The sequence below is a fragment of the Plantibacter cousiniae (nom. nud.) genome (assembly GCF_977070315.1).
This window is the reverse complement of the sequence record NZ_CDRVEU010000003.1, coordinates 611,306-634,117: the sequence shown is the minus strand read 5'-3', so window position 1 is coordinate 634,117 and position 22,812 is coordinate 611,306. Positions and strand designations below refer to the sequence as shown.

The 22,812-nt window shown below is 58.5% G+C and carries 16 protein-coding genes; 5 read left to right on the top strand and 11 right to left on the bottom strand.

Annotated features, from left to right (window positions below; all coding sequences use genetic code 11):
- Positions 1-14: 14 nt before the first annotated feature.
- Positions 15-2,489 (bottom strand): M60 family metallopeptidase, encoded by a 2,475-nt coding sequence (locus tag ACW55A_RS09675; RefSeq protein ID WP_498810862.1) that lies wholly within the window; start codon positions 2,487-2,489, stop codon positions 15-17.
- 468 nt (positions 2,490-2,957) lie between these two features.
- On the opposite strand from ACW55A_RS09675, the gene ACW55A_RS09670 reads away from it, so the two are divergent.
- The 3 genes from ACW55A_RS09670 (at position 2,958) to ACW55A_RS09660 (ending at position 7,052) form a co-directional block, all read left to right on the top strand.
- Positions 2,958-4,121: a type III PLP-dependent enzyme gene (locus tag ACW55A_RS09670; RefSeq protein WP_003368674.1), complete on the top strand. Its 1,164-nt coding sequence runs from the start codon at positions 2,958-2,960 to the stop codon at positions 4,119-4,121.
- A 108-nt stretch (positions 4,122-4,229) separates the two neighbouring features.
- On the top strand, positions 4,230-4,493 hold the full coding sequence (locus ACW55A_RS09665) for a binary cytotoxin component (protein ID WP_455809101.1): 264 nt from the start codon (positions 4,230-4,232) through the stop codon (positions 4,491-4,493).
- A gap of 33 nt (positions 4,494-4,526) precedes the next feature.
- On the top strand, positions 4,527-7,052 hold the full coding sequence (locus ACW55A_RS09660) for a PepSY domain-containing protein (RefSeq protein WP_498810863.1): 2,526 nt from the start codon (positions 4,527-4,529) through the stop codon (positions 7,050-7,052).
- A 299-nt stretch (positions 7,053-7,351) separates the two neighbouring features.
- Here the strand turns inward: ACW55A_RS09660 and ACW55A_RS09655 are convergent, their stop codons facing one another.
- From ACW55A_RS09655 to ACW55A_RS09610, 10 genes are all read right to left on the bottom strand, one after another.
- Complete coding sequence (locus ACW55A_RS09655) at positions 7,352-8,326, bottom strand: peptide ABC transporter ATP-binding protein (RefSeq protein ID WP_003313770.1); 975 nt, start codon at positions 8,324-8,326, stop codon at positions 7,352-7,354.
- Positions 8,326-9,294, bottom strand: a complete 969-nt coding sequence (locus tag ACW55A_RS09650) for an ABC transporter ATP-binding protein (RefSeq protein ID WP_003431613.1) — start codon at positions 9,292-9,294, stop codon at positions 8,326-8,328. Before ACW55A_RS09650 ends, ACW55A_RS09655 begins: the two co-directional genes overlap by 1 nt.
- 10 nt (positions 9,295-9,304) lie before the next feature.
- The gene (locus ACW55A_RS09645; RefSeq protein ID WP_003431612.1) at positions 9,305-10,216 is read right to left on the bottom strand and encodes an ABC transporter permease subunit; all 912 of its coding nucleotides are present in this window, start codon (positions 10,214-10,216) and stop codon (positions 9,305-9,307) included.
- 10 nt (positions 10,217-10,226) lie between these two features.
- On the bottom strand, positions 10,227-11,237 hold the full coding sequence (locus tag ACW55A_RS09640; protein ID WP_003313766.1) for an ABC transporter permease subunit: 1,011 nt from the start codon (positions 11,235-11,237) through the stop codon (positions 10,227-10,229).
- Between the two features lie 74 nt (positions 11,238-11,311).
- A complete protein-coding gene (locus ACW55A_RS09635; RefSeq protein ID WP_003431611.1) occupies positions 11,312-12,907 on the bottom strand; it encodes an ABC transporter substrate-binding protein in 1,596 nt (531 codons plus the stop codon).
- Between the two features lie 82 nt (positions 12,908-12,989).
- Positions 12,990-14,369: an OprD family porin gene (locus ACW55A_RS09630; RefSeq protein ID WP_003368668.1), complete on the bottom strand. Its 1,380-nt coding sequence runs from the start codon at positions 14,367-14,369 to the stop codon at positions 12,990-12,992.
- A 156-nt stretch (positions 14,370-14,525) separates the two neighbouring features.
- Positions 14,526-16,118 carry an ABC transporter substrate-binding protein gene (locus tag ACW55A_RS09625; RefSeq protein WP_455809102.1) on the bottom strand — a complete coding sequence of 531 codons (1,593 nt, stop codon included), beginning with the start codon at positions 16,116-16,118 and terminating at the stop codon, positions 14,526-14,528.
- A gap of 320 nt (positions 16,119-16,438) precedes the next feature.
- Positions 16,439-18,067: an ABC transporter substrate-binding protein gene (locus tag ACW55A_RS09620; protein WP_044309441.1), complete on the bottom strand. Its 1,629-nt coding sequence runs from the start codon at positions 18,065-18,067 to the stop codon at positions 16,439-16,441.
- Positions 18,068-18,324: 257 nt separating this feature from the next.
- Positions 18,325-19,932 (bottom strand): ABC transporter substrate-binding protein, encoded by a 1,608-nt coding sequence (locus tag ACW55A_RS09615; protein ID WP_455809104.1) that lies wholly within the window; start codon positions 19,930-19,932, stop codon positions 18,325-18,327.
- Between the two features lie 137 nt (positions 19,933-20,069).
- Positions 20,070-20,783 (bottom strand): SIMPL domain-containing protein, encoded by a 714-nt coding sequence (locus ACW55A_RS09610; RefSeq protein ID WP_455809106.1) that lies wholly within the window; start codon positions 20,781-20,783, stop codon positions 20,070-20,072.
- A 192-nt stretch (positions 20,784-20,975) separates the two neighbouring features.
- Here ACW55A_RS09610 and ACW55A_RS09605 point away from each other — a divergent pair, with 192 nt between their 5' ends.
- A complete protein-coding gene (locus ACW55A_RS09605; RefSeq protein WP_003431607.1) occupies positions 20,976-22,235 on the top strand; it encodes an ATP-binding protein in 1,260 nt (419 codons plus the stop codon).
- Entirely contained in the window at positions 22,232-22,795 is a 564-nt protein-coding gene (locus ACW55A_RS09600; RefSeq protein ID WP_003395104.1) for a response regulator transcription factor, read from the top strand. The genes ACW55A_RS09605 and ACW55A_RS09600 overlap by 4 nt, the downstream gene beginning before the upstream one ends.
- Positions 22,796-22,812 lie beyond the last annotated feature (17 nt).

The window sequence follows — 22,812 nt, the reverse complement described above, 5'->3', positions numbered from 1 at the left end:
GCTGGCGGCAATGTTCACACTTGGAAATTCTCCATGCCACATTGAGTGACGTTGTTTTCCTGCAATGCAGACGCAGTCATTGCGTCTGCAGCGTCGCTCTCATACAACGTTGTCACGACCCCCTGATACTCGACGTTCACTTTACAGTGGTCATTACCCTCGAACTTCTCGCTGCTGGTCCAGACCCGGTTGGACACACTTGAATAGTAGGCTTTGCCTTGGGTGATCTCGGAGGCATAGAGGTCGTTGACCAAAAGCTTGTAGTTAAGCTTTTTAAACGTGTCTCCCTCGAAATAGACCTCCAGCAGGTCATCTGTTCTGACGACCTTCGCGACTGTCAGTCGCAACAACATACTCTGGGCAATGGCCAGATAAGAACGGTAAGACGCCCGGTTTGTCACGCTGATGAGAGGGTTGCCATTGACGGTCATGTACAGGGCATCAACGCTTGCCTGATCGACACCTGCTACCAGTTGGGTCATCGTTGAGTCGGTGAAGAGCTGGCGGATGGGCAGGGCGATTTTTGCCTGTTCGACGTTGCCGGAGAACAGGGTATAGGGTTTCCCTATGCCTGCAATTGCCGTGATGGTCACCTCTTGATGGCCTACGCCGCCGAGGCGTATCCAGGTGTTGTCAATAAGTCCTGAGCCGTTGGGGGAGCCCTTCTCAAGCGTTGCATAAGGAGGGGCTCCGAAGACGATCGTGTAATCATAATTCTTGAAAGCCTCACCCTCGAACGTCACTTGGACAAGTCCTGCGCTGACGATCACGCTTCTTATGGTTTTTTGCAGGAGCAACCGTTGTGCACGGTTCAATAGTCGGCCGTGCAGTTCATCGGTCTTTTCTTTCTCCAGATTGAAGAAAAGAACGTCAAGCCTTGGCTGGGTAATGCCGGGCCTCAGTTCAGCGCAACGGTCATCGGTAAACATGGCCTTGATATTGAACAGCAGGATGGGTCGTGATGCGGTGCTGGCCACAGTGTATGGCTTGCCTCCAGCAAACACCTTGACTGACGCCTCATCCCCTTCGGAGAGGGGAGTGCTGGCTTCAACGTAGGCGATGCCTTCCTCGATACGGGCTTCACAACCCACGTGTTCGCCGTTGTCTGCCCACGCCAGTAATGTGCCGTTTAGCGTTATTTCGTAACGGTATGGCGTGTACCATTGCTTGGCAACGGTAAACTTTATCCGGTCTTGAAAGGTACCGTGCACGCTGGACAGGATATGGGCAAGCGGCGGGGTGTAAGTGAGCAACGGCAGATCGATCGGGATCGTCGTCTCAGCGTCATTTTCCCAAATGGCCCGCGTCAATGCGGGCAGGTCGGCGATCTGGTTGAGGGTTTCAGGGGTTGGGTACAATCCCCAGCGATCAAAGAATTCCGCCAGGTTGAGGTGGCTCAGCAGCGAGGTTTCGACGATGAAGCGCTGCGCTTTATCGTCGCTGACGGTGGGCGGGTTGTGCATGAGCCGATAGCGCTGGTGCAATTGCGGGTAGAACGAAGTACCGAAGCTAAGACGCAATTGCCAGAGCATGACAAGCTTGTGTCCGGCCTCCTTGATGTTGTCGTACGCTCGCAGGCTACTGGCCAGGTACTCTTTCACGGGGGGGTAACTGGAGTCGGCGCCTGTAGCACGGCCAAGGAAAAACTCTTGGGCGGCCATCGAGTAGAGATTGACCGTGACCTCTGTCATTCCGGTGCCGGTGCCCCATGTCATAGGGCTGAGTTGTCGTTGATGGCCGCTTTCGTGCCAAGGGCCCCAACCATCTTCAGGGGCGGTCGACAATAAACGCGCCAGCGCAGCCGATCCGTTAAACCCCATATGACCGTTTGTGGCAAACATGTAAAGCCGGTCCGCTTCCACGTAGAAATGTTTACTGGGATCAAGCGCCCATTCCATCGTGCCGTAGTCGATCAAGCCTGAAATACCATCCTGTGCGCTAATGGCACCATCGAAATTGCCCATCAGCTTTACGGGATCGGTCAGGTAGAGCTGTGCGCTCTGATAGCGCACCACGACAATAGCCCTCGGGCTGGTAAGCAGCACGACAGGCGCTTCGCTGTAGTGCGCCATTTGCTGTTCCCATTCCAGATTGGTCATATCCATTCTGAAAAACGGCACATGGTTGTACTGTCCTGTTATGTCCAGAACTACGTGGCCAAGGGGGTCCAGGTTGGTGAAGCCCAGCAGGCCTGTGTTGGTAGCGACAAGAACGTTCATGCCACGGTTCAGCGGGTACGAGGTGGGGGTATCCAGTTCTGGCACCCCGATCACTGCAGACACCAGATTCATGTACAGACTGGTTGCTGTGATTTCCAGCCGATCGCCTTTCGTTACATAAATATTAGTCGGCTGAAAGTCGGTGTGTGTCCTGGTACGGGCGTGACGTTGGCGATGACTTTCGGCAGATCCGAAGCCGAAGGCTTGCCACCGGGCTTGAACTGCACTGGGCGCAACGGAGCTGGCGGCGTGAAGGTGTCGGTCATCCATGATCGTTACCTGAAAAGGCGGTCTGAGCTGTTTATTGAGCGCGCAACCCCTGCATCCGTCTACTGACAGAACTGACAGGCTGATTTGCTTTGCGTGCCGGTGAATAAGGTGATGCCCAGCGTGCTGCGAAAAGGCATTGGCGACGGAGGTGGGGAACATCTGCCTGTCATGCAGGTCGGTTAAACAGGTCCTTGGGAAGGCAACTCAAGAGCCCTGTGCAAAAACGCGACATTTTTTGTTGATATCCGGCCCCTCAGGTCCTAAAGTTCGCGCCGAACGTCCATGCTGGAAACGATCCATCCGGCTCAAGTACTGACGACGAGACAGCAAGGCCAGGAAGGCAGCCCTTCAGGGCCTTTTTGCTTTCGGCGACATGCCTTGGGAAGTAGGCGAACCAAAGTGGGGATACGGAGGGCGTTCATTTGTACCCATTGACCAATACCGTTTGCCAATAGGAGTTCCAGCAGCATGCCGATCAATGTCGAAGACTACTACTCAGCCGAAACCTTCAAGAAAATGAAGGCGTTCGCTGACAAGCAAGAAACCCCGTTCGTGGTCATTGATACTGACATCATCAGCAAGGCATATGACGACCTGCGTGCGGGCTTCGAATTCGCCAAGGTTTATTATGCGGTCAAGGCCAACCCTGCCGTTGAAGTCATCAATCTGCTCAAGGAAAAGGGTTCGAGCTTCGACATTGCGTCGATCTACGAGCTGGACAAGGTCCTGAGCTGTGGTGTCGGTCCGGAGCGCATGAGCTACGGCAACACCATCAAGAAATCCAAGGACATTCGCTACTTCTACGAGAAGGGCGTGCGTTTGTTTGCGACCGACTCCGAAGCCGACCTGCGCAACATTGCCAAGGCTGCACCGGGCGCGAAAGTCTATGTGCGCATTCTGACCGAAGGTTCGACCACTGCCGACTGGCCTCTGTCGCGCAAATTCGGCTGCCAGACCGACATGGCCATGGACCTGCTGATTCTTGCCCGCGACCTGGGTCTGGTGCCTTACGGCATCTCCTTCCACGTCGGCTCGCAGCAGCGCGACATCAGCGTCTGGGATGCTGCCATTGCCAAGGTCAAAGTGATCTTCGAGCGTCTGAAAGAAGAAGACGGCATCGTTCTCAAGCTGATCAACATGGGTGGCGGCTTCCCGGCTAACTACATCACCCGCACCAACAGCCTCGAAACCTACGCTGAAGAGATCATCCGCTTCCTGAAGGAAGACTTCGGTGATGACCTGCCGGAAATCATTCTGGAGCCAGGCCGTTCGCTGATCTCCAACGCCGGTATTCTGGTCAGCGAAGTGGTATTGGTCGCCCGTAAGTCGCGTACTGCGGTCGAGCGTTGGGTATACACCGACGTGGGCAAGTTCTCCGGTCTGATCGAAACCATGGACGAAGCCATCAAGTTTCCGATCTGGACCGAGAAAAAAGGCGAAATGGAAGAAGTGGTCATCGCCGGCCCTACCTGCGACAGCGCCGACATCATGTACGAAAACTACAAGTACGGTCTGCCACTCAACCTGGCCATCGGTGACCGTATGTACTGGTTGTCCACCGGTGCCTACACCACCAGCTACAGCGCAGTGGAATTCAATGGCTTCCCGCCATTGAAGTCGTTCTACCTGTAAATTACCTGCGTCAGAAAAAGCCCATGAAAGTGGGCTTTTTTTTGCCCGTAAAAAAATAGTTATACAAGCCTTGAGGCGCTGATCCGTACGATAAGTGCAGCGTTTTTTTTGCCGAAACCCGATACGTTCCAGGATCAGTTGGTAGGCTTGAGGGAAAAGCAGCGAACGCAGTCGACCGAACTGCAGGCAGCGGTTGACGAAAAGCGTGCAGCGCTGGAAGTCGAAGTGGGCAAGCGTGACCAGCTCTCGGCCCTTGCCTCGGTCGAGGTTTGCAAGACCGATTACGTTCGCGAGATGAGCAAATTGCTCGAAGCGTTGAAACATGCAAAAGACACGTTACAGATAGACAGGCCATGGCCGTCAGTGCATTAATTGCGCCGCGAAATATGAGTGAGAGTGGCGAGCGTGCTGAAGAAAGTCCTGTTTCAGTTGCACTGGTTCTTCGGGATCACGGCAGGTCTGGTGTTGACCCTAATGGGGATGACCGGTGCGCTGTATTCGTTCGAGGACGAAATTCTCGACGCGCTGAACCCGAATGTGCTGTTGGTCGAGTCGCGTGGTGCCACGCTGCCACCCGTTGAGCTGGTGCGCAGGCTGGAGGCCACTACCGGCCTGACGGTCGCTATTCTGCGTGTCGAAACCACTGGCAACCGTGTCGCTCAGGTGTTTTTCACGCCCAAAGCAGGTGAGCGTCGAGGCCCCAAACGCAATTTCGACCCCTACACCGGCGAGCTTAAGGGCAATGCAGTAGGGGAGGGTTTTTTCGACTTTGTCCTGAAGCTGCACCGTTATCTGGCCATGGGCGAGGCGGGCAAGCAGGTTACGGCGGCGTGTACGCTGATTCTGGTGTTCTTTTGCCTGTCCGGGCTGTACCTGCGCTGGCCTCGCGCAGTGCGGAACTGGCGGGTCTGGCTGACGATTGACTGGGCAAAGAAAGGCCGAAGTTTCAATTGGGACCTGCATTCGGTCTTCGGCACCTGGTGCCTGTTGTTCTACCTGTTGTTCGCCCTCACGGGACTCACCTGGTCGTATGACTGGGTGAGCAACGGTCTGAATAAACTGATCGGCGATTCGCCGCTCAACGAAGACGTCGCTGCGCCAGCCAAGGCTGCTGGAAGATCGCCCTTGGTGGTCGATTACGTGGCGGTCTGGGACAGTATCCAGAAGGCCGCCGGGCCGGACTTGCGCGCTTACAACCTGCGCCTGCCTGCTGCGGGCGGTCAGCCTGCCACGGTGTTTTACCTGCTCAAGGATTCACCGCACCCGCGCGCGCTGAACACCATCACCCTTGATCCGGCCAATGGTCAGGTCAGCTCGGTTGTACGCTATGCAGAGCGCAGTTTCGGTGCGCAATTGCTGGCCAGCAATTATGCGCTGCACGTCGGCAGCTACTTCGGGCTCGTCGGTCGAATCATCATGACCGGCGCATCGTTGCTGATGCCGCTGTTCTTCATTACTGGCTGGTTGCTGTACCTGGATCGACGTCGCAAGAAGCGTGATATCGAGCGTGCACGCGGCGAGGTTCAGGGTGATGACCACGACGATGACGCATCCTGGCTCGTCTGTTTCGCCAGTCAAAGCGGTTTCTCCGAGCAATTGGCCTGGCAGACCGCTGGCCAGTTGCAGGCTTCAGGATTGTCGGTGCGCGTGAAGCAACTGGGCAATCTGAGCGAAGAAGAGCTATGCCGAAGCCGCAATGCCTTGTTCGTTGTCAGTACCTTTGGTGACGGAGAGGCACCGGACAGTGCCCGACGTTTTGAGCGCAATCTGCTGGGTAGCCCGCTTTCACTGAACCAGCTCGATTACGCCGTTCTGGCGCTCGGCGACCGGCAGTATCCGCATTTTTGCGGCTTTGCCCATCGTTTGCATGACTGGTTGACCGAGCAGGGCGGGCGCAGCGTGTTTCCGCCTGTTGAAGTGGACAGCGCCGATCCTGTGGCCCTGCAACACTGGCAGCAGCAATTGGGGCAGTTGACTGGCTCCGTGCCGGCAGCGCACTGGCAGACACCGGTTTTCGAGAACTGGACGCTGGCCCGGCGCGTGCTTTTAAACGCTGGCAGCAGTGGTTCGGAGGTCTATCTGCTGGACCTGACGCCGCCAGCCCTTGCGCATTGGCAGGCGGGGGATCTGGTCGAGGTGATGCCGCGCCACACACTGCAGGTCATCGAGCCGTTTCTCGCCGGGCTGGGTGTCGATCCGGGCGCATCGGTCAGCGTGGATGGCTTGCAGGAGCCGCTCGCGCAGGCGCTGGAAAGCCGCCAGTTACCGCAGAACCGTTCACATCTGGTGGGGCTGCATGCGCAAGCGTTGATCGATGCGCTGGTGCCGGTCTCCGTACGTGAATACTCGATTGCCTCGATTGCGCAGGATGGCATTCTGCAACTCATCGTGCGTCAGGAAGTGCATGCCGACGGTAGCCTGGGGCTGGGTTCGGGGTGGCTTACCGAACATTGTGCTGTGGGCGGTGCCGTCAGCCTGCGTTTGCGCCGTAACAGCAGCTTTCATCTGCCTGTCGAACCTGTCCCGCTGATCCTGTTGGGCAATGGTACGGGGCTGGCCGGTTTACGCAGCCTGCTCAAGGCGCGTATCGCTCAAGGGCAGGTGCGCAACTGGTTGTTGTTCGGCGAACGTAACCGGGCGCATGACTTTCATTGCGGCGCTGAACTGCAGGGCTGGCTGGAGACTGGTCTCCTGACGCGCCTGGACCTGGCTTTTTCCCGCGATCAGGCAGAGAAAATCTACGTGCAGGATCGCGTGCGCGAGGCGGCCGAGGAACTGCGTCTATGGCTCGACGAAGGGGCTGCGATTTACATCTGTGGCAGCTTGCGGGGGATGGCGGCGGGCGTGGATCAGGTGTTGAACGAGGTGCTGGGCGAGCAGGCGATCAGCGAATTGATCGAGGAAGGGCGTTATCGGCGGGATGTGTATTAAGCATCGCACGATAGCTGAGAGTATCGTTCCTCACGCTCCAGCGTGGGAATGCCTTGGTTGACGCTCTGCGTCACAAATCTGCGCCGCACCACATACTCAAAACTTGACGCGGGGCGTCCAAGAGCCCTGTGGGAGTGAGCTTGCTCACGAATACGATGGCCCAGATGCCCCATTTTCAGGGGATTTACTGGCCTCTTCGCGAGCAAGCTCGCTCCCACGGCCGCTGGCCAGAATCAAAAGCGTACTTGTGTATAACGCTGAGCGCTGGAGCGTGGGCACGATAGTCTTTTGGCTTTTAGCTACGCCGCTACAAATTGCTCGGCGTAGTGGCAAGCCACCTGGCGGTTATCCACCAGGCGCAGCTCTGGCACTTCGGCTGCACAACGCTCGGTCGCATAGGGGCAGCGCTTATGAAAGGCGCAGCCGCTTGGCGGGTTGAGCGGGTTGGGCAGCTCGCCGACGATCTTGATCTTCGGCTTGAGCGGGTCCGGATGGATGGTCGGAGTCGCCGACAGCAGCGCCTGGGTGTACGGGTGCAGCGGACGGTTGTAGATCTCTTCCTTGGGACCCATTTCCGCAGGCCGGCCCAGGTACATCACCAATACCGTATCGGCGACATGACGCACCACCGACAGGTTGTGGGAGATGAACACGTAGGCGGTGTTGAATTCCTGCTGCAGGTCCATGAACAGGTTCAGTACCTGCGCCTGAATCGACACGTCCAGCGCTGAAGTCGGCTCGTCCGCTACCAGCACTTTGGGCTGCAGCATCATCGCCCGAGCCAGCGCGATACGCTGACGCTGACCGCCGGAGAACATGTGCGGGTAGCGCTGATAGTGCTCAGGGCGCAAACCGACCTGGGCCATCATCGCCTGGACTTTCTCGCGGCGTTCGGCGGCTGACAGGCTGGTGTTGATCAGCAGCGGCTCGCCGAGCTGATCCCCGACTTTCTGCCTCGGGTTGAGCGAGGCATAAGGACTCTGGAAGACCATCTGCACGTCCTTGCGCAACTGCTTGCGCTCGGCCTTGCTGGCCCCGGCAACTTCCTGACCGGCGATTTTCAGCGAGCCGGATGAAGGCTCTTCGATCAGCGTCAGCGCGCGCGCCAGTGTCGATTTGCCACAGCCGGACTCGCCGACCACAGCCAGGGTCTTGCCGGCTTCCAGTTCGAAGGACACGCCGTTAAGCGCACGCACCAGCGCTGTGCCCTTGAACAGGCCGCGGGAGACTTCGTAGTGACGGGTAAGGTCGCGGGCGGTAAGTACGACGCTCATTACGCCACCTCCTGATTCAAGGGATAGAAGCAGCGCGCCAGACTGTGCGCCTTGGGATCAAGGGCAGGGCGTTCGGTTCGGCAGTTGTCGCGCACGTACGGGCAGCGCGGTGACAGCAGGCAACCCTGTGGACGGTCATAGCGGCCCGGGACCATGCCCGGCAGCGTGGCGAGGCGCTCGGCGCCCATGCTGTGCTCGGGAATGGCGGCCAGCAAGGCTTCGCTGTACGGGTGGGCAGGGACATCGAACAGCCCCGGCACCTGCCCGACTTCGACGGCCTGACCGGCGTACATCACGCAGACACGCTGGGCGGTTTCGGCCACGACAGCCAGGTCGTGAGTAATCAGCACCAGTGCCATGTCCTGCTCTTTCTGCAGGCTCAGCAGCAGCTCCATGATCTGCGCCTGAATGGTCACGTCCAGCGCGGTGGTCGGTTCGTCGGCGATCAGCAGTTTCGGTTCGCCGGCAATCGCCATGGCAATCGCCACACGCTGGCTCATGCCGCCGGACAATTGATGCGGGTAGGCATTCAGGCGCGCGGCGGCGCCAGGGATCTCGACCTTTTCCAGCAGTTCCAGTGCACGCTGGCGTGCAGCCTTGCCCGACATGTTCAGGTGCTGGCGCAGCACTTCCTCGATCTGGAAGCCCACGGTGTAACTGGGGTTCAGAGCGGTCATCGGGTCCTGAAAGACCATCGCCAGGTCTTTGCCGATAATGCGTCGACGCTGCCTTGCGTTGAGCTTGAGCAGGTCGTTGCCGTCGAAATTGAGCGCGTCGGCAGTGATGATGCCGGGGGAGTCGATCAGCCCCATCAGCGCCATCATGGTCACCGATTTACCGGAGCCCGATTCGCCGACGATGGCCAGTACTTCACCCTTTTCGACGCTCAGGGACAGGCCGTCCACAACAGGTACGGCCTTGGCGTCGCCGAAGCGGACGTTGAGATTCTTGATTTCAAGAAGTGACATGCGAATCTCCTCAGGCGGCGTTCTTGAGTTTCGGGTCCAGCGCATCGCGCAGACCGTCGCCCATCAGGTTGATTGCCAGCACGCTGAGCAAAATGGTCAGACCGGGCAGGCTCACGACCCACCAGGCACGTTCGATGTAGTCGCGCGCCGAGGCGAGCATGGTGCCCCACTCAGGCGTCGGTGGCTGTACGCCCAGACCCAGGAAGCCCAGCGCTGCGGCATCGAGAATCGCCGACGAGAAGCTCAGGGTGGCCTGAACGATCAGCGGTGCCATGCAGTTGGGCAGCACGGTGATGAACATCAGGCGCGGCAGGGTGGCGCCGGCCAGACGGGCGGCCGTCACGTAGTCGCGGTTCAGTTCGCCCATCACCGCAGCGCGGGTGAGACGAACATAGGAAGGCAGCGACACGATGGCGATGGCGATCACGGTGTTGATCAGGCCAGGGCCGAGGATCGCCACGATGGCCACAGCCAGCAGCAGCGAGGGCAGGGCCAGCATGATGTCCATCAGGCGCATCACCGAAGGGCCCAGAATGCGCGGGAAAAAGCCCGCCAGCAGGCCCAGCAGAATGCCTGGGATCAGCGACATGACCACCGATGCCAGACCGATCAGCAGCGACAGGCGCGAACCCTGGATCAGGCGTGACAGCAGGTCGCGGCCCAGTTCGTCGGTGCCGAGGATGAATTGCCATTGACCGCCTTCAAGCCACACCGGCGGCGTGAGCAGAAAGTCGCGGTATTGCTCGCTCGGGTCATGGGGGGCAACCCAGGGCGCGAACAGGGCGCAGAACACGATCAGGGTCATGAACAGCAGGCCGGCAACCGCGCCTTTGTTTTTCGAGAAGGCTTGCCAGAATTCTTTGTACGGGGATGGGTAAAGCAGGCTTTGATCGACTGCTACCGCAGGAGTAGGGGTGCTCATATCGATGATCTCAGCGCTGGTGACGAATGCGTGGGTTGGCAAAGCCGTAGAGGATATCCACCACGAAATTGACCAGGATCACCAGACAGGCGATCAGCAGAATGCCGTTTTGCACGACCGGGTAGTCCCGGGCGCCAATGGCTTCGATCAACCACTTGCCGATACCCGGCCAGGAGAAGATCGTTTCGGTGAGTACCGCACCGGCCAACAACGTACCGATTTGCAGGCCGAACACGGTCAGTACCGGAATCAGCGCGTTGCGCAGGCCGTGAACGAAGACCACACGGGCAGGCGACAGGCCTTTGGCGCGGGCGGTTCGCACGTAGTCTTCCCGCAATACTTCGAGCATCGACGAGCGGGTCATCCGGGCGATCACCGCCAGCGGGATGGTACCCAGCACGATGGCCGGCAGAATCATGTGGTGCAGGGCATCGAGAAACGCACCCTGTTCGTCACTCAGCAGCGTGTCGATCAGCATGAAGCCGGTGACCGGTGGGATGTCGTACAGCAGGTCGATCCGCCCGGAAACAGGGGTCCATCCCAGTGTTACCGAGAAGAACATGATGAGGATCAGGCCCCACCAGAAGATCGGCATGGAATAGCCGGCGAGGGAAATCCCCATGACCCCATGGTCGAACAGGGACCCTCGCTTGAGTGCGGCGATCACCCCGGCCAGCAGGCCGAGAATACCCGCGAAAATCAGAGCCGCCAGCGACAACTCCAGGGTTGCCGGGAACAGCGAAGTGAATTCGGACCATACACTGGTGCGTGTACGCAACGATTCACCGAGGTCGCCCTGGGCGAGCTTGCCGATGTAATCGATGTACTGGGCGTAGAGGGGTTTGTTCAGACCCAGACGTTCCATGGCCTGAGCGTGCATTTCCGGATCGACACGGCGCTCACCCATCATGACTTCGACCGGGTCGCCCGGAATCAGACGAATCAGGGCGAAGGTCAATAAGGTGATGCCGAAGAAAGTGGGTATCAGCAACCCCACTCGGCGGGCGATAAAACTAAACATCTTGGTGTGTACCTCATCAGCCGGTTAGGCATGCTCCGGCGAGTCTCGGGTTATGAGCTCGCCGGATTGTTTTTCTACTTCACCTGGGTAGTGGCGAAGTTGTTGGTTGTGAGCGGGCTGATTTGGTAGCCCTCCACATTTTTACGCATGGCGGTGAACATTCTGGTGTGAGCCATGCTGATCCATGGCTGATCCTTGTTGAATATGGCCTGGGCCTGTTCATAGAGCCCAGCGCGCTCCTCGGGGTTCACTGTTTCACGCGCCTTATCGATCAGCTTCTGGAAATCGGCGTTGCACCAGCGGGCGTAGTTCTCGCCGTTTTTCGCCGCTTCACAGCTCAGCATCGGAGTCAGGAAGTTATCAGGGTCGCCATTGTCGCCTGCCCAGCCAGCAGACACCATGTCATGTTCGCCATTCTTGGCACGTTTGAGCATTTCACCCCATTCCATGACGCGGATGTCGATCTTGATGCCGATCTTCGCCAGGTCGGATTGCATCATTTGCGCGCCGAGCATCGGGTTGGGGTTGGTTGGTCCGCCGCCGTTGCGGGTGAACAGGGTAAACGTGGTGCCTTCTGGAACGCCAGCTTCCTTCAGCAAGGCGCGTGCCTTGTCGAGGTCAATCGGTGGATTTTTCAGGTCTTTGTTATAACCCAGCAGGGTCGGCGGATACGGGTTGACCGCTACCAGCGCGTTGCCCTTGCCGAACACCGCGTTGACATAAGCGTTCTTGTCGAACGTCATGTCAATGGCTTTGCGGACGCGCACGTCGCTCAGGTACTTGTGCGTGGTGTTGATAGCGATGTAGCCGGTGGTCATTGCCTCCAGCTCATCGATTTTCAGATTCGGGTCTTTCTTGATGCTCGGTACGTCGTCCGGCTTCGGATACAGCGCGATCTGACATTCGTTGGCCTTGAGCTTCTGCAGGCGCACGTTGTTGTCGGTGGCGATTGCCAGAATCAAGGCATCGGCAGGCGGCTTGCCGCGGAAGTAGTCCGGGTTTGCCTTGAAGCGTACCTGCGCATCCTTGGCATAGCGCTGGAAGATGAACGGGCCGGTACCGATCGGCTTGCTGTTGAGGTCGCCGGTCTTGTTGGCTTTCAACAGTTGGTCAGCGTATTCAGCCGGGTAGATCGACGCGAAGGCCATCGCGAGGTCGGCCAGGAATGGTGCTTCGCGGCGGGTCAGGGTGAACTTGACGGTGTAGTCGTCAGTTTTCTCGACGCTTTTCAGCAGCTCTTTGAAGCCCATGCTTTCAAAGTAGGGGAAGCCGACGCTCGACTTGTCATGCCACGGGTGCTTCGGGTCCAGCTGACGCTGAAAACTCCAGAGCACATCGTCGGCGTTCATGTCGCGGGTCGGTTTGAAGTAATCGGTGGTGTGGAACTTGACGCCTTTACGCAGGTGGAAGGTGTACGTCAGGCCGTCGTCGCTGATCTCCCAGGAGTCAGCCAGCGCAGGAATCACTTCCGTGGTACCGGGTTTGAAATCCGCGAGGCGGTTGAACACGGTTTCAGCCACGGCATCGGCCGTCACTGCTGTTGTGTATTGCACCATGTCGAAGCCTTCGGGGCTGGCTTCGGTGCAGACCACCAGGGGTTTTGCCGAAACACTGACGGCGACGCTGAGCAGGGCCAGGGCGATCGAGTTGCGTAGCGATAACAGTTTCATTGTGAACCCTCCATAGAGTTGACGCCGATGGTGATGATGGGGCGCAAGGCCATTGCCTTGCGCCCCAACGGTTTTCAGCGAATCAAAGAATGTTGAACGGAACGGTGGTCACCAGACGGAATTCGTTGATGTTGCCATCAGCCTGATTCTCGCTGGCGCGGTGCGTGGTGTAGGTGGCGCGGATGGCAGTGGCCTTGAGCGGACCGGACTGCACGGAGTACGACGAACCAATGCCGTATTCGTAGTGAGTCTCGCCGTCCATTGCCAGTACGTCGGTGTAGCCGGTGCCCTTGTAGTGCGTACCGTCGATGTCCCAGCCACGTGCCTGGTAGATGTTGAATTTCAGGCCCGGCACGCCATATTCGGCCATGTTCAGTACGTAAGCGACCTGCAGGGACTTCTCGTTCGGGCCGTTGAAGTCCGAGAGCAGGGAGTTGGCCAGGAAAATCGCGTTGGTGTCGTGGGCGTAGTCGAAATACTCGTTACCGTTAACTTCCTGGTACGCAACGCTGATGCTGTGCGCGTTATGTGTACCGGTGAAGGACAGGCTGTAGGTATCGTTGTCGATCGCGCCCAGCTTGCTCTGACCTGCATCCTTAGTCTTGTAGTAGTTCAGGTTAGTGCTGAGGGCGAACACCTTGCTGTCACCCAGTTCGTGGGTGAAGCCGAAGTAGTACTGGTGCCAGAAGTCTTCGAGGTTGGACGCATAGAAGCTGGCGGTCAGGCTGTCGGTCGGCTTGTAGTCACCACCAAACATGTCCAGACGGTCGGCCGTCTTGCTGCGATCACCGTACTCGGAGCGGAACTTGTCCAGGCTCTGTTCCATACGTGGCGATACGCGGTCGAAGCTGCCGCCCTGCAGGGACAGGTTGTTGAATTCGTCGCTCTGGACTGCAAAACCCTGGAAACTGGACGGCAGTGCGCGGTTGCCGATGAAGGCGATGACCGGGGTGTTCACCGATTGGCGACCCATGGTCAGGACGGTGTTGGAAACCCGCGCCTTCACGTTGCCCAGGCCCATCTTGCTCCACTGACCCACTGCATCACCGTCACTGTGTGCCAGGGTACGGTTGGAGTTGCCGGCAAAGTCGTCGGTGTCACGGTCCAGCGCAATGGCGTTGTACAGCGCCAGTTCGGTGGAGAAACCTACAACGCCCTGCGTATAGCCGGAGGTGTAGTTGACGATCGTGCCCTGCTGCCAGTTGATGCGACGCGAGGTCTGCTCGGCAACGCCGTTGTCGTTGTAGCGGAACACTTCGCCGCGACGCTTGAGTTCATTGGCGTACCAGTTACGGGTCGTGCCGGTCAGGTGTTGGTCTTCGATAAAGCCGTTGGCGTCGGCCTGTGCATTCTTTGAACTCAGCTCGGTCGGTACGAACGTCTGGCTTGCCGGTTCAGCCTGAACCAGTGCGCCAAACGACGAGAGAGACAATGCCAATAATGCAGTGCTAGTTGTTTTCACGATGTGCAGCTCCCTTTATCACTTTTTTATATGCCAGTTCTTTAAGCCTGGCTTTTGGTGGTGCAAGACTTTGGGTCCTGCGTTGTTATAGGTATCGACGCGCAAGTGCCCGCTCTCGCCGTGACACAAGACGGCGAGGGCGTGCGGAGTTTTCGATCAATCGACGATGCTGACGCCTGAAAAATTGTTGCGACCGAACGGGCTGACGTGGAAGTCCCTGACCTCGGCGCGCAATGGCTGATTAACGGTCGAGTGGGCAACCGGTGTGATCGGCACCTGCTCCTTGAGGTAGCGCTGCGCCTGTTGGTACAGGTCGGTACGCTTCGCGCGGTCAGTGGTCGCAACGGCGGCCTTGACCAGTTGGTCGTATTTTTCGTCGCACCACATCGAGTAGTTGTTGCCGCCAATCGCGGCGCAGCTGTAAAGCGTGCCCAGCCAGTTGTCCGGGTCACCGTTGTCGCCGGTCCAGCCGATCAGCGAGATATCGTGCTCGCCGTTTTTGGTGCGTTTGAGGTATTCACCCCATTCGTAACTGACGATCTTGACCTTGATGCCGACCTTGGCCCAGTCGGCCTGCAGCATTTCGGCCATCAGCTTGGCATTGGGGTTGTAAGGACGCTGAACCGGCATGGCCCACAGGGTCAGTTCGGTGCCTTCCTTGATGCCCGCGGCACGCAACAGGGTCCTGGCTTTTTCCGGGTCGTAGGGGGCGTCCTTGATAGTGTCGTCATAGGACCACTGGGTCGGTGGCATGGCGTTGACTGCCAGTTGCCCTGCGCCTTGGTAAACCGCGTTGATGATCGCCTTCTTGTTGACGGCCATGTCCAGCGCCTGACGCACTTCCAGCTTGCCCAACGGTTCGTGGCGCACGTTGTAGGAGATGTAGCCGAGATTGAAGCCTGGTTTCTCGATGATCTGCAGGCTTTTGTCTGCCTTGAGGCTGGCGAGGTCCGCCGGGCGCGGGTTGACCGAGACCTGGCATTCATTGGCCTTGAGCTTTTGCATGCGCGCAGAGGCGTCGGTCACGATGGCGAAGATCAACTGATCGATTTTCACCCGGCTCGGGTCCCAGAACTCCTTGTTGCCCTTGTAGCGAATCTGCGAATCCTTCTGATAACGCTGAAACACGAACGGGCCTGTGCCGATAGGCTGCTGGTTGATGTCGCGTACGTCACCCTTGGCCATCAGCTGTTCGGCGTACTCGGCGGAGAGGATGCCGGCGAAGTTCATCGCGATGTTCTGAATGAAGGCCGCGTCGACCGTATTGAGGGTGAACACGACGGTCAGCGGGTCGGTCTTCTCGACGGACTTGATCTTCTTGTTCAGGCCCATGCTGGTGAAGTAGGGGAACTCGGTCGGGTAAGCGACACGGAACGGATGATCGGGCTTGAGCATGCGATTGAAGGTGAACAGCACGTCGTCGGCGTTGAAGTCACGGCTGGGTTTGAAGTTCTTGTTGCTGTGGAACTTCACGCCCTCGCGCAGATGAAACGTGTAGACCAGGCCGTCTTCCGAGATGTCCCAGGAAGTCGCCAGCGCTGGAACCACGGTGGTGTCGCCTTGCTTGAATTCGGTGAGTCGATTGTAGATCGGCTCGGATGCATCGTTATCGGTGGAGGAGGTGTATTGCGCACCGTCGAAGCCAGCCGGACTCGCTTCGGAGCAAAACACCAGATTGCTTGCCGCCTGGGCAAACGGGGCCAGTGCCAACAGTCCCAGGCACGACGTCATCGCAAGAGTTTTACGCATGATGATCCCTATCCTCGAAGGATGAGCCGAGGCTCGAATGTCTAACTGGCCCAAAGGCGTCGCCCCACGCAACTTCGCACGACATGCCCGGCGCACCTGGACACGAAGCGACGGGCTTCCTGCCATTGCCGCTGCCCTTCGACGGTAAGTCGTCAGAGGCCCGCGGTATATAGGCTCGAAGGCTGCAAAGCTCGTAGGAAATATCTTAGTGATAGTAGAAGAATGCCGTTATCGGCACTTTTTCAACCCATCGCTCGGGGCTTGCTATTCAAGTAGAGCGGTTTGCTGCGCCGGATGAGCGGCGCAGCAAGCTGTCACTTTTACTTGCCGCTCACGCTCACACCGTAAAAGGAGTTCAAGCCAAACGGGCTGATCTTGAAGTCCTGCACGCTGGTGCGCATGGGTTGATAGACCGTCGAGTGCGCAATAGGCGTCATTGGCACTGCGTCTTTCAGGAGGTGTTGCGCCTGTTTGTACAGCTCGGTGCGCTTGGCCTGATCGGACGTTTCCTTGGCCTGATGGATCAGCGTGTCGAACGGCTTGTCACACCATTTGGCAAAGTTGTTGCCATTCAGTGCGTCGCAGCCGAACAGGGTGCCGAGCCAGTTGTCCGGGTCACCATTGTCACCGCTCCAGCCAATCAGCATGGCGCCGTTCTCGCCATTCTTGGCGCGCTTGATGTACTCGCCCCATTCATAGCTGACGATCTTGGCGTTGATACCGATCTTCTTCCAGTCGGACTGGAGCATCTCGGCCATCAGTTTGGCGTTGGGGTTGTAAGGACGCTGAACCGGCATCGCCCACAGGGTGATTTCGGTGCCTTCCTTGATACCGGCTTCCTTGAGCAGCTCGCGAGCTTTCTCGGGATCGTACTTGGCGTCCTTGATGGTGGTGTCATAGGACCACTGGGTCGGCGGCATGGCGTTGACCGCCAATTGACCTGCACCCTGGTAAACCGAGTCGATGATCTGCTGCTTGTTGACCGCCATGTCCAGCGCCTGACGCACTTTCAACTGAGCCAAGGGATTTGGATGGTCTTCGCCCTTGATCTCAGGCATCACGTTGTAGGCGATGTACCCCAGGTTGAAGCCTGCCTGATCGGGCATCTTCAGGTTCTTGTCGGCCTTGAGCGGTTCGAGGTCGGCAGGACGCGGGTAGGCAGTGATCTGGCATTCGTTTTTCTTGAGCTTCTGCATGCGCACCGAAGCATCGGTGGTGATGGCGAAGATCAGGTTGTCGACCTTGACGTCCTCAGGCTTCCAGTAATCCTTGTTGCCGGTGTAACGGATGTTGGAGTCTTTCTGGTAGCTCTTGAACACGAACGGACCAGTGCCGATCGGCTGTTGGTTGATCAGCTCCGGCTTGCCTTCCTTCAGCAACTGGGCGGCATATTCTGCGGACTGGATGGACGCGAAGCTCATCGCCATGTTCTGGATGAACGCGGCGTCGACCTTGCCCAGAACGAACTTGACGGTGTGGTCGTCGATCTTCTCGATTTTGGTGATGTTGGTGTCCATCGCCATATCGGTGAAGTACGGGAACTCGGTCGGATACGCTTTGCGGTAAGGCATGTCCTTGTCGATCATGCGATTGAACGTGAACAGCACGTCATCGGCATTGAATTCACGGGTCGGCTTGAAGTAGGACGTGGTGTGGAACTTGACGCCTTCACGAAGGTGGAAGGTGTACGTCAGGCCATCGTCGGAGATGTCCCATTTGGTTGCCAGACCTGGCACCACGGCGGTGCCGCCGCGTTCAAACTGGCTCAAGCGATTGAAAATGGTCTCGGCTGAGGCGTCGAAGTCAGTACCTGTGGTGTATTGACCTGGATCGAAGCCCGCAGGGCTGCCCTCGGAACAGAACACCAGATTCGATGCAGCGTGAGCGAAAGGTGCGCTGGCGAGCAAGCTGGCGCCGACCAGAAACGGAATGACCGCGTGTTTGAGCATGGTTGCCTCAGTTGTTGTCATTTTTGATTAGAGGGAACGACCTCGTGAGCCGATCCGTCCGATACTTATGCAGGGGCCATACCCAAAGCAAGACAGTGAGGCGAAAGAAGCGACAAAGAGTGGCACGATCGTACAGGAATGTCGCGAAAGTGTAACTTTCTTGGTAGTTGATCGTTTGCGCGACGCTTTTTCAATTGTTTCGTGCACCAATAAAGCGCAACCGGGTGAGAAAAATGCACCCGGTTGGCGCTGTGTTGTTACTTCACTGTTCCCAGGCTGACACCATAAAAGGGTGTCAGGCCGAAGGGGCTGATCTTGAAGTCCTGCACTTCCTGGCGCATTGGCTGAAACACCTTGGAGTTGGCAATCGGGGTGATCGGCACCTGCTGCTTGAGAATGTGCTGAGCCTGCTGATAGAGCTTGATGCGCTCATCGCGGTTGCTGGTCAGCTTGGCCTTCTGCACCAGCTTGTCGTAAGCCGGATCGCACCACTTGGCGTAGTTGCTGCCTTTGACGGCTGCGCAGCTGTAAAGCACGCCGAGCCAGTTGTCAGGGTCGCCGTTGTCACCGGTCCAGCCATAGATCATTGCGTCATGTTCGCCGGCCTTGGCGCGCTTGATGTATTCGCCCCATTCATAGCTGACGATGTTGGCCTTGATACCGATCTTCTCCCAGTCGGACTGAATCATCTGAGCCGACATGCGTGCATTGGGGTTCGACGCGCGCTGGACGGTCATGGCCCACAGATCGATTTTGGTACCCGGTGCCACACCTGCTTCCTTGAGCAGTTGTTTGGCTTTGGTCAGGTCGTGCGGGGCGTCCTTGATGGTCGGATCGAAGCTCCACTGACCCGGCGGCAGGGCATTTTCAGCCAGTTGGCCTGCACTCTGATAAACCGCCTTGATGATTGCTGGCTTGTCGATGGCCATGTCCAGCGCCTGACGCACCTTGAGCTGATCCAGTGGCGGATGCGTAACGTTGTAGGCCAGGAAGCCCAGGTTGAAGCCCGGCTGACTGAGGACCTTGAGTTTCGGGTCCTTTTTCATCTCCTCGATGTCCTGCGGGCGCGGATAGCCGCTGACCTGGCATTCGTTGGCCTTGAGCTTCTGCAGGCGCACGGCGGCATCGCTGCTGATCGAGAAGATCAGGTTGTCGATCTTCACATCCTCCGGCTTCCAGTACTCGGTATTGCCGACGTAACGGATCTGTGAATCCTTCTGATAGCGCTTGAAGACGAACGGACCAGTGCCGATGGGCTTCTGGTTCAAGTCCTCGGCCTTGCCTTCCTTGAGCAGTTTGTCTGCGTACTCGGCAGACTGGATCGAGGCGAAGCTCATCGCCAGGTTCTGCACAAAGGCGGCATCGATGTTGTTCAGGGTGAACTTGACGGTCAGCGGGTCGACTTTCTCGACGCTCTTGATCGTCGTATTCAGCCCCATATCGGTGAAATAGGGCGACTCGGACGGATACGCCTTGCGGAACGGGTGGTTGGCATCAAGCAGGCGATTGAACGTGAACAGCACGTCATCGGCGTTGAACGTACGAGTCGGGGTGAAATAATCCGTGGTATGGAATTTCACGCCTTCGCGCAGGTGAAACGTGTAGGTCAGACCATCCGGCGAAACGTCCCAGCGCGTGGCCAGACCCGGCTCCACTTCCGTACCGCCACGCTTGAACTGGGTCAGACGGTTGAAAACGGTTTCGGCCGAGGCATCGAAGTCGGTGCCGCTGGTGTACTGGCTGGGGTCGAAACCGGCCGGGCTTGCTTCCGAGCAATACACCAGCGTGCTTGCCGCTTGGGCCAAAGGTGCGCAGGCCAGCAGCGCGGTGGTCAACAGCAGCGGTTTGAAAAGTGTGTGTCCCATGGATCCCTCGCGTGGTACTGCGTTCTCAAGATCGGACGCAGAGCGTCCGGAACTGCGTTCCCACGCCGAGCATGGGAACGATGGTTGTGCTGATTGGAGCTCGCTTTTCCGGGCTCGGGCTCAATGATCAACCCTGCTCAGGGTATCGCGACTTCGATCACGCCATCCGCGGCGACGCTGACCTGGCTGGTGCCAGCCTCGACATCGGGCGTCGGAGCTGCGTCTTCGCGCGAGGACTTGGCCATCATCATGACCGGCGCGCGCAGATACGGCTGCGGGTAGCCCGAGGTATTCAGATTCAGGTTGACCAGCTTGTAGCCTGTACCGCCCAGCGCCTCGGTGACCAGTTGCGCGCGAGCCTTGAACGCAGTCACGGCGTCCTTGAGCAGGGCGTCTTCGCTGGTCTTGCGCGTCGATGGCGAGATCGAGAAGTCCATGCCGCCCATTTTCAGGTCGGTCAGCAGCTCGCCGGTCAGCTTGGACAGCACAGCAAAGTCTGCGCTTTCCAGGCGCAGTTCGGCGCGTTCACGCCAGCCGGTAATCTTCTGGCCTTTATCGTCGTAGACCGGGTAGCTGTTGCGGCTGCCCTGGCGAATCTTCACGTCCTTGACCTGGCGCGCCTGCCCCAGCGCCTTGTTCAGCGTCTCGGTGATCTGCGCGGCCAGTTTGGCCGGATCGCTGTCCTGCGCTTCGGTGTACAGCGTGACGAGCATCAGGTCGCGCTGCACCTCCTGATTGACCTCGGCGCGCAATGAAATCTGGTTGTAACGGGCTTCTTCAGCCATGGCGGGCAGGCTGGAAAAAGCCGCAGCCAGCGCGACGAGGGTGGCGGCAGGGCGAAGGTTGAACATGAGAGCTCCTTGTTATCAAACGGCCTCCGACGATGGTCGGGCGGCGCAAAGTGTTCTGACTGTAGCGCTTTGGTCCGGTTCCTGCGATGACCGAGTGCTCTGGCGTGCGGTGCGTTGACGCACTTTTTCAGTTTTGTCTCCCGCTTGGTTATACTCGCTGCGATCCGCCTGGAGCACTCATCAGGAGAGCTCATGCTCGCCCCCGTTCAAATGCTTTCAGCCACACGGCAAAACCTGTGGCGCCTGACATTCATCCGTATTCTGGTGCTGGCCGCGCAGGCCGGCTCGGTCGGTATGGCCTGGCTGTTCGACTTTCTGCCGTTGCCGTGGCTGCAACTGTCGATCACCCTGGGCTGTTCGCTGGTGCTCTGCGGGCTGACAGTCATTCGTCTGCGCACCTCGCTGCCGCTCACCGAGCTTGAATATGCGCTGCAACTGGCGCTGGACCTGCTGATTCACAGCGCGCTGCTGTATTACTCGGGCGGCTCGGCCAACCCGTTCGTTTCCTATTATCTGGTGCCGCTGACCATTGCCGCCGCCACGCTGCCATGGCGTTATTCGCTGATTCTGTCCGGCTTTGCGCTGAGCATGTACACCTTGCTGATGGTGCGCTCCTACCCGCTGGAAACCGACTCCATTGCCCGGGAAAACATGCAGATCTACGGCATGTGGCTGAGTTTTGCGTTGGCCGCTGCGGTGATTACCTTCTTTGCTGCGAAGATGGCCGAAGAGCTGCGCCGCCAGGAGCAACTGCGTGCCGAGCGTCGCGAAGAAGGCCTGCGTGATCAGCAATTGCTCGCCGTCGCGACCCAGGCTGCAGGGGCCGCCCATGAATTGGGAACGCCGCTGGCAACCATGAGCGTGCTGCTCAAGGAAATGCGCCAGGATCACAGCGATCCAGCGTTGCAGGATGATCTGTCCGTGCTGCAGGAGCAGGTCAAACAGTGCAAGCAGACCCTGCAGCAACTGGTGCGTGCCGCCGAAGCCAATCGGCGCATGGCCGTCGAATATCAGACCGCCACCCGCTGGCTGGACGAGTCCCTCAACCGCTGGCATCTGATGCGCCCGGAGGTGAGTTACCGTTTCTATCAGTTGGGCAAGGGCGAAGCGCCGATGCTGGCGCCGCCGCCGGACCTGACCCAGGCGCTGCTCAACCTGCTCAACAACGCTGCCGATGCCTGCCCCGATGGCCTTGAAGTCAATCTGGACTGGGACAGTGCGGAAGTCTGCATCAGCATTCGCGACCATGGCGCGGGTGTGCCGCTGGCGATTGCCGAACAGATCGGCAAGCCGTTCTTTACTACCAAGGGCAAAGGTTTCGGCCTGGGGCTGTTCCTGAGCAAGGCCAGCGTCACCCGTGCGGGTGGCTCAGTGAAGCTCTACAGTCATGAAGAAGGCGGTACGCTCACCGAGCTGCGCCTGCCCCGAGATACGCGAGGAGAAGAAGCATGAGTGACGATGACATCCAGGTCGAAGGCGAAGAGCTGCCGCACCTGTTGCTGGTCGATGACGACGCGACGTTCACCCGTGTGATGGCGAGGGCCATGAGCCGTCGTGGTTTTCGCGTGAGCACCGCCGGCTCGGCCGAAGAAGGTCTGGCCCTGGCGCAACAGGACATTCCCGAATATGCCGCGCTGGACCTGAAGATGGACGGCGATTCCGGTCTGGTGCTGCTGCCCAAGCTGCTGGAAATGGACCCGGACATGCGCGTGGTGATTCTCACCGGTTATTCGAGCATCGCCACGGCGGTCGAAGCGATCAAGCGCGGCGCGTGCAACTACCTGTGCAAACCGGCTGACGCGGATGACGTACTGGCGGCCCTGCTGTCCGAGCACGCCAACCTCGACACGCTGGTTCCCGAGAATCCGATGTCGGTGGATCGCTTGCAGTGGGAGCATATCCAGCGCGTGCTGACCGAGCACGAGGGCAATATTTCCGCAACTGCGCGGGCGCTGGGCATGCACCGCCGCACCTTGCAGCGCAAGTTGCAGAAGCGTCCCGTGCGGCGTTGATGAAGGTTTTTTCATAG

Bases quoted from the DNA above. Each gene is read 5' to 3' on its own strand.
- ACW55A_RS09675 (WP_498810862.1), bottom strand. From the start codon at position 2,489: ATGGATGACCGACACCTTCACGCCGCCAGCTCCGTTGCGCCCAGTGCA.
- ACW55A_RS09670 (WP_003368674.1), top strand. From the start codon at position 2,958: ATGCCGATCAATGTCGAAGACTACTACTCAGCCGAAACCTTCAAGAAA.
- ACW55A_RS09655 (WP_003313770.1), bottom strand. From the start codon at position 8,326: ATGAGCGTCGTACTTACCGCCCGCGACCTTACCCGTCACTACGAAGTC.
- ACW55A_RS09650 (WP_003431613.1), bottom strand. From the start codon at position 9,294: ATGTCACTTCTTGAAATCAAGAATCTCAACGTCCGCTTCGGCGACGCC.
- ACW55A_RS09645 (WP_003431612.1), bottom strand. From the start codon at position 10,216: ATGAGCACCCCTACTCCTGCGGTAGCAGTCGATCAAAGCCTGCTTTAC.
- ACW55A_RS09640 (WP_003313766.1), bottom strand. From the start codon at position 11,237: ATGTTTAGTTTTATCGCCCGCCGAGTGGGGTTGCTGATACCCACTTTC.
- ACW55A_RS09635 (WP_003431611.1), bottom strand. From the start codon at position 12,907: ATGAAACTGTTATCGCTACGCAACTCGATCGCCCTGGCCCTGCTCAGC.
- ACW55A_RS09625 (WP_455809102.1), bottom strand. From the start codon at position 16,118: ATGCGTAAAACTCTTGCGATGACGTCGTGCCTGGGACTGTTGGCACTG.
- ACW55A_RS09620 (WP_044309441.1), bottom strand. From the start codon at position 18,067: ATGCTCAAACACGCGGTCATTCCGTTTCTGGTCGGCGCCAGCTTGCTC.
- ACW55A_RS09615 (WP_455809104.1), bottom strand. From the start codon at position 19,932: ATGGGACACACACTTTTCAAACCGCTGCTGTTGACCACCGCGCTGCTG.
- ACW55A_RS09610 (WP_455809106.1), bottom strand. From the start codon at position 20,783: ATGTTCAACCTTCGCCCTGCCGCCACCCTCGTCGCGCTGGCTGCGGCT.
- ACW55A_RS09605 (WP_003431607.1), top strand. From the start codon at position 20,976: ATGCTCGCCCCCGTTCAAATGCTTTCAGCCACACGGCAAAACCTGTGG.
- ACW55A_RS09600 (WP_003395104.1), top strand. From the start codon at position 22,232: ATGAGTGACGATGACATCCAGGTCGAAGGCGAAGAGCTGCCGCACCTG.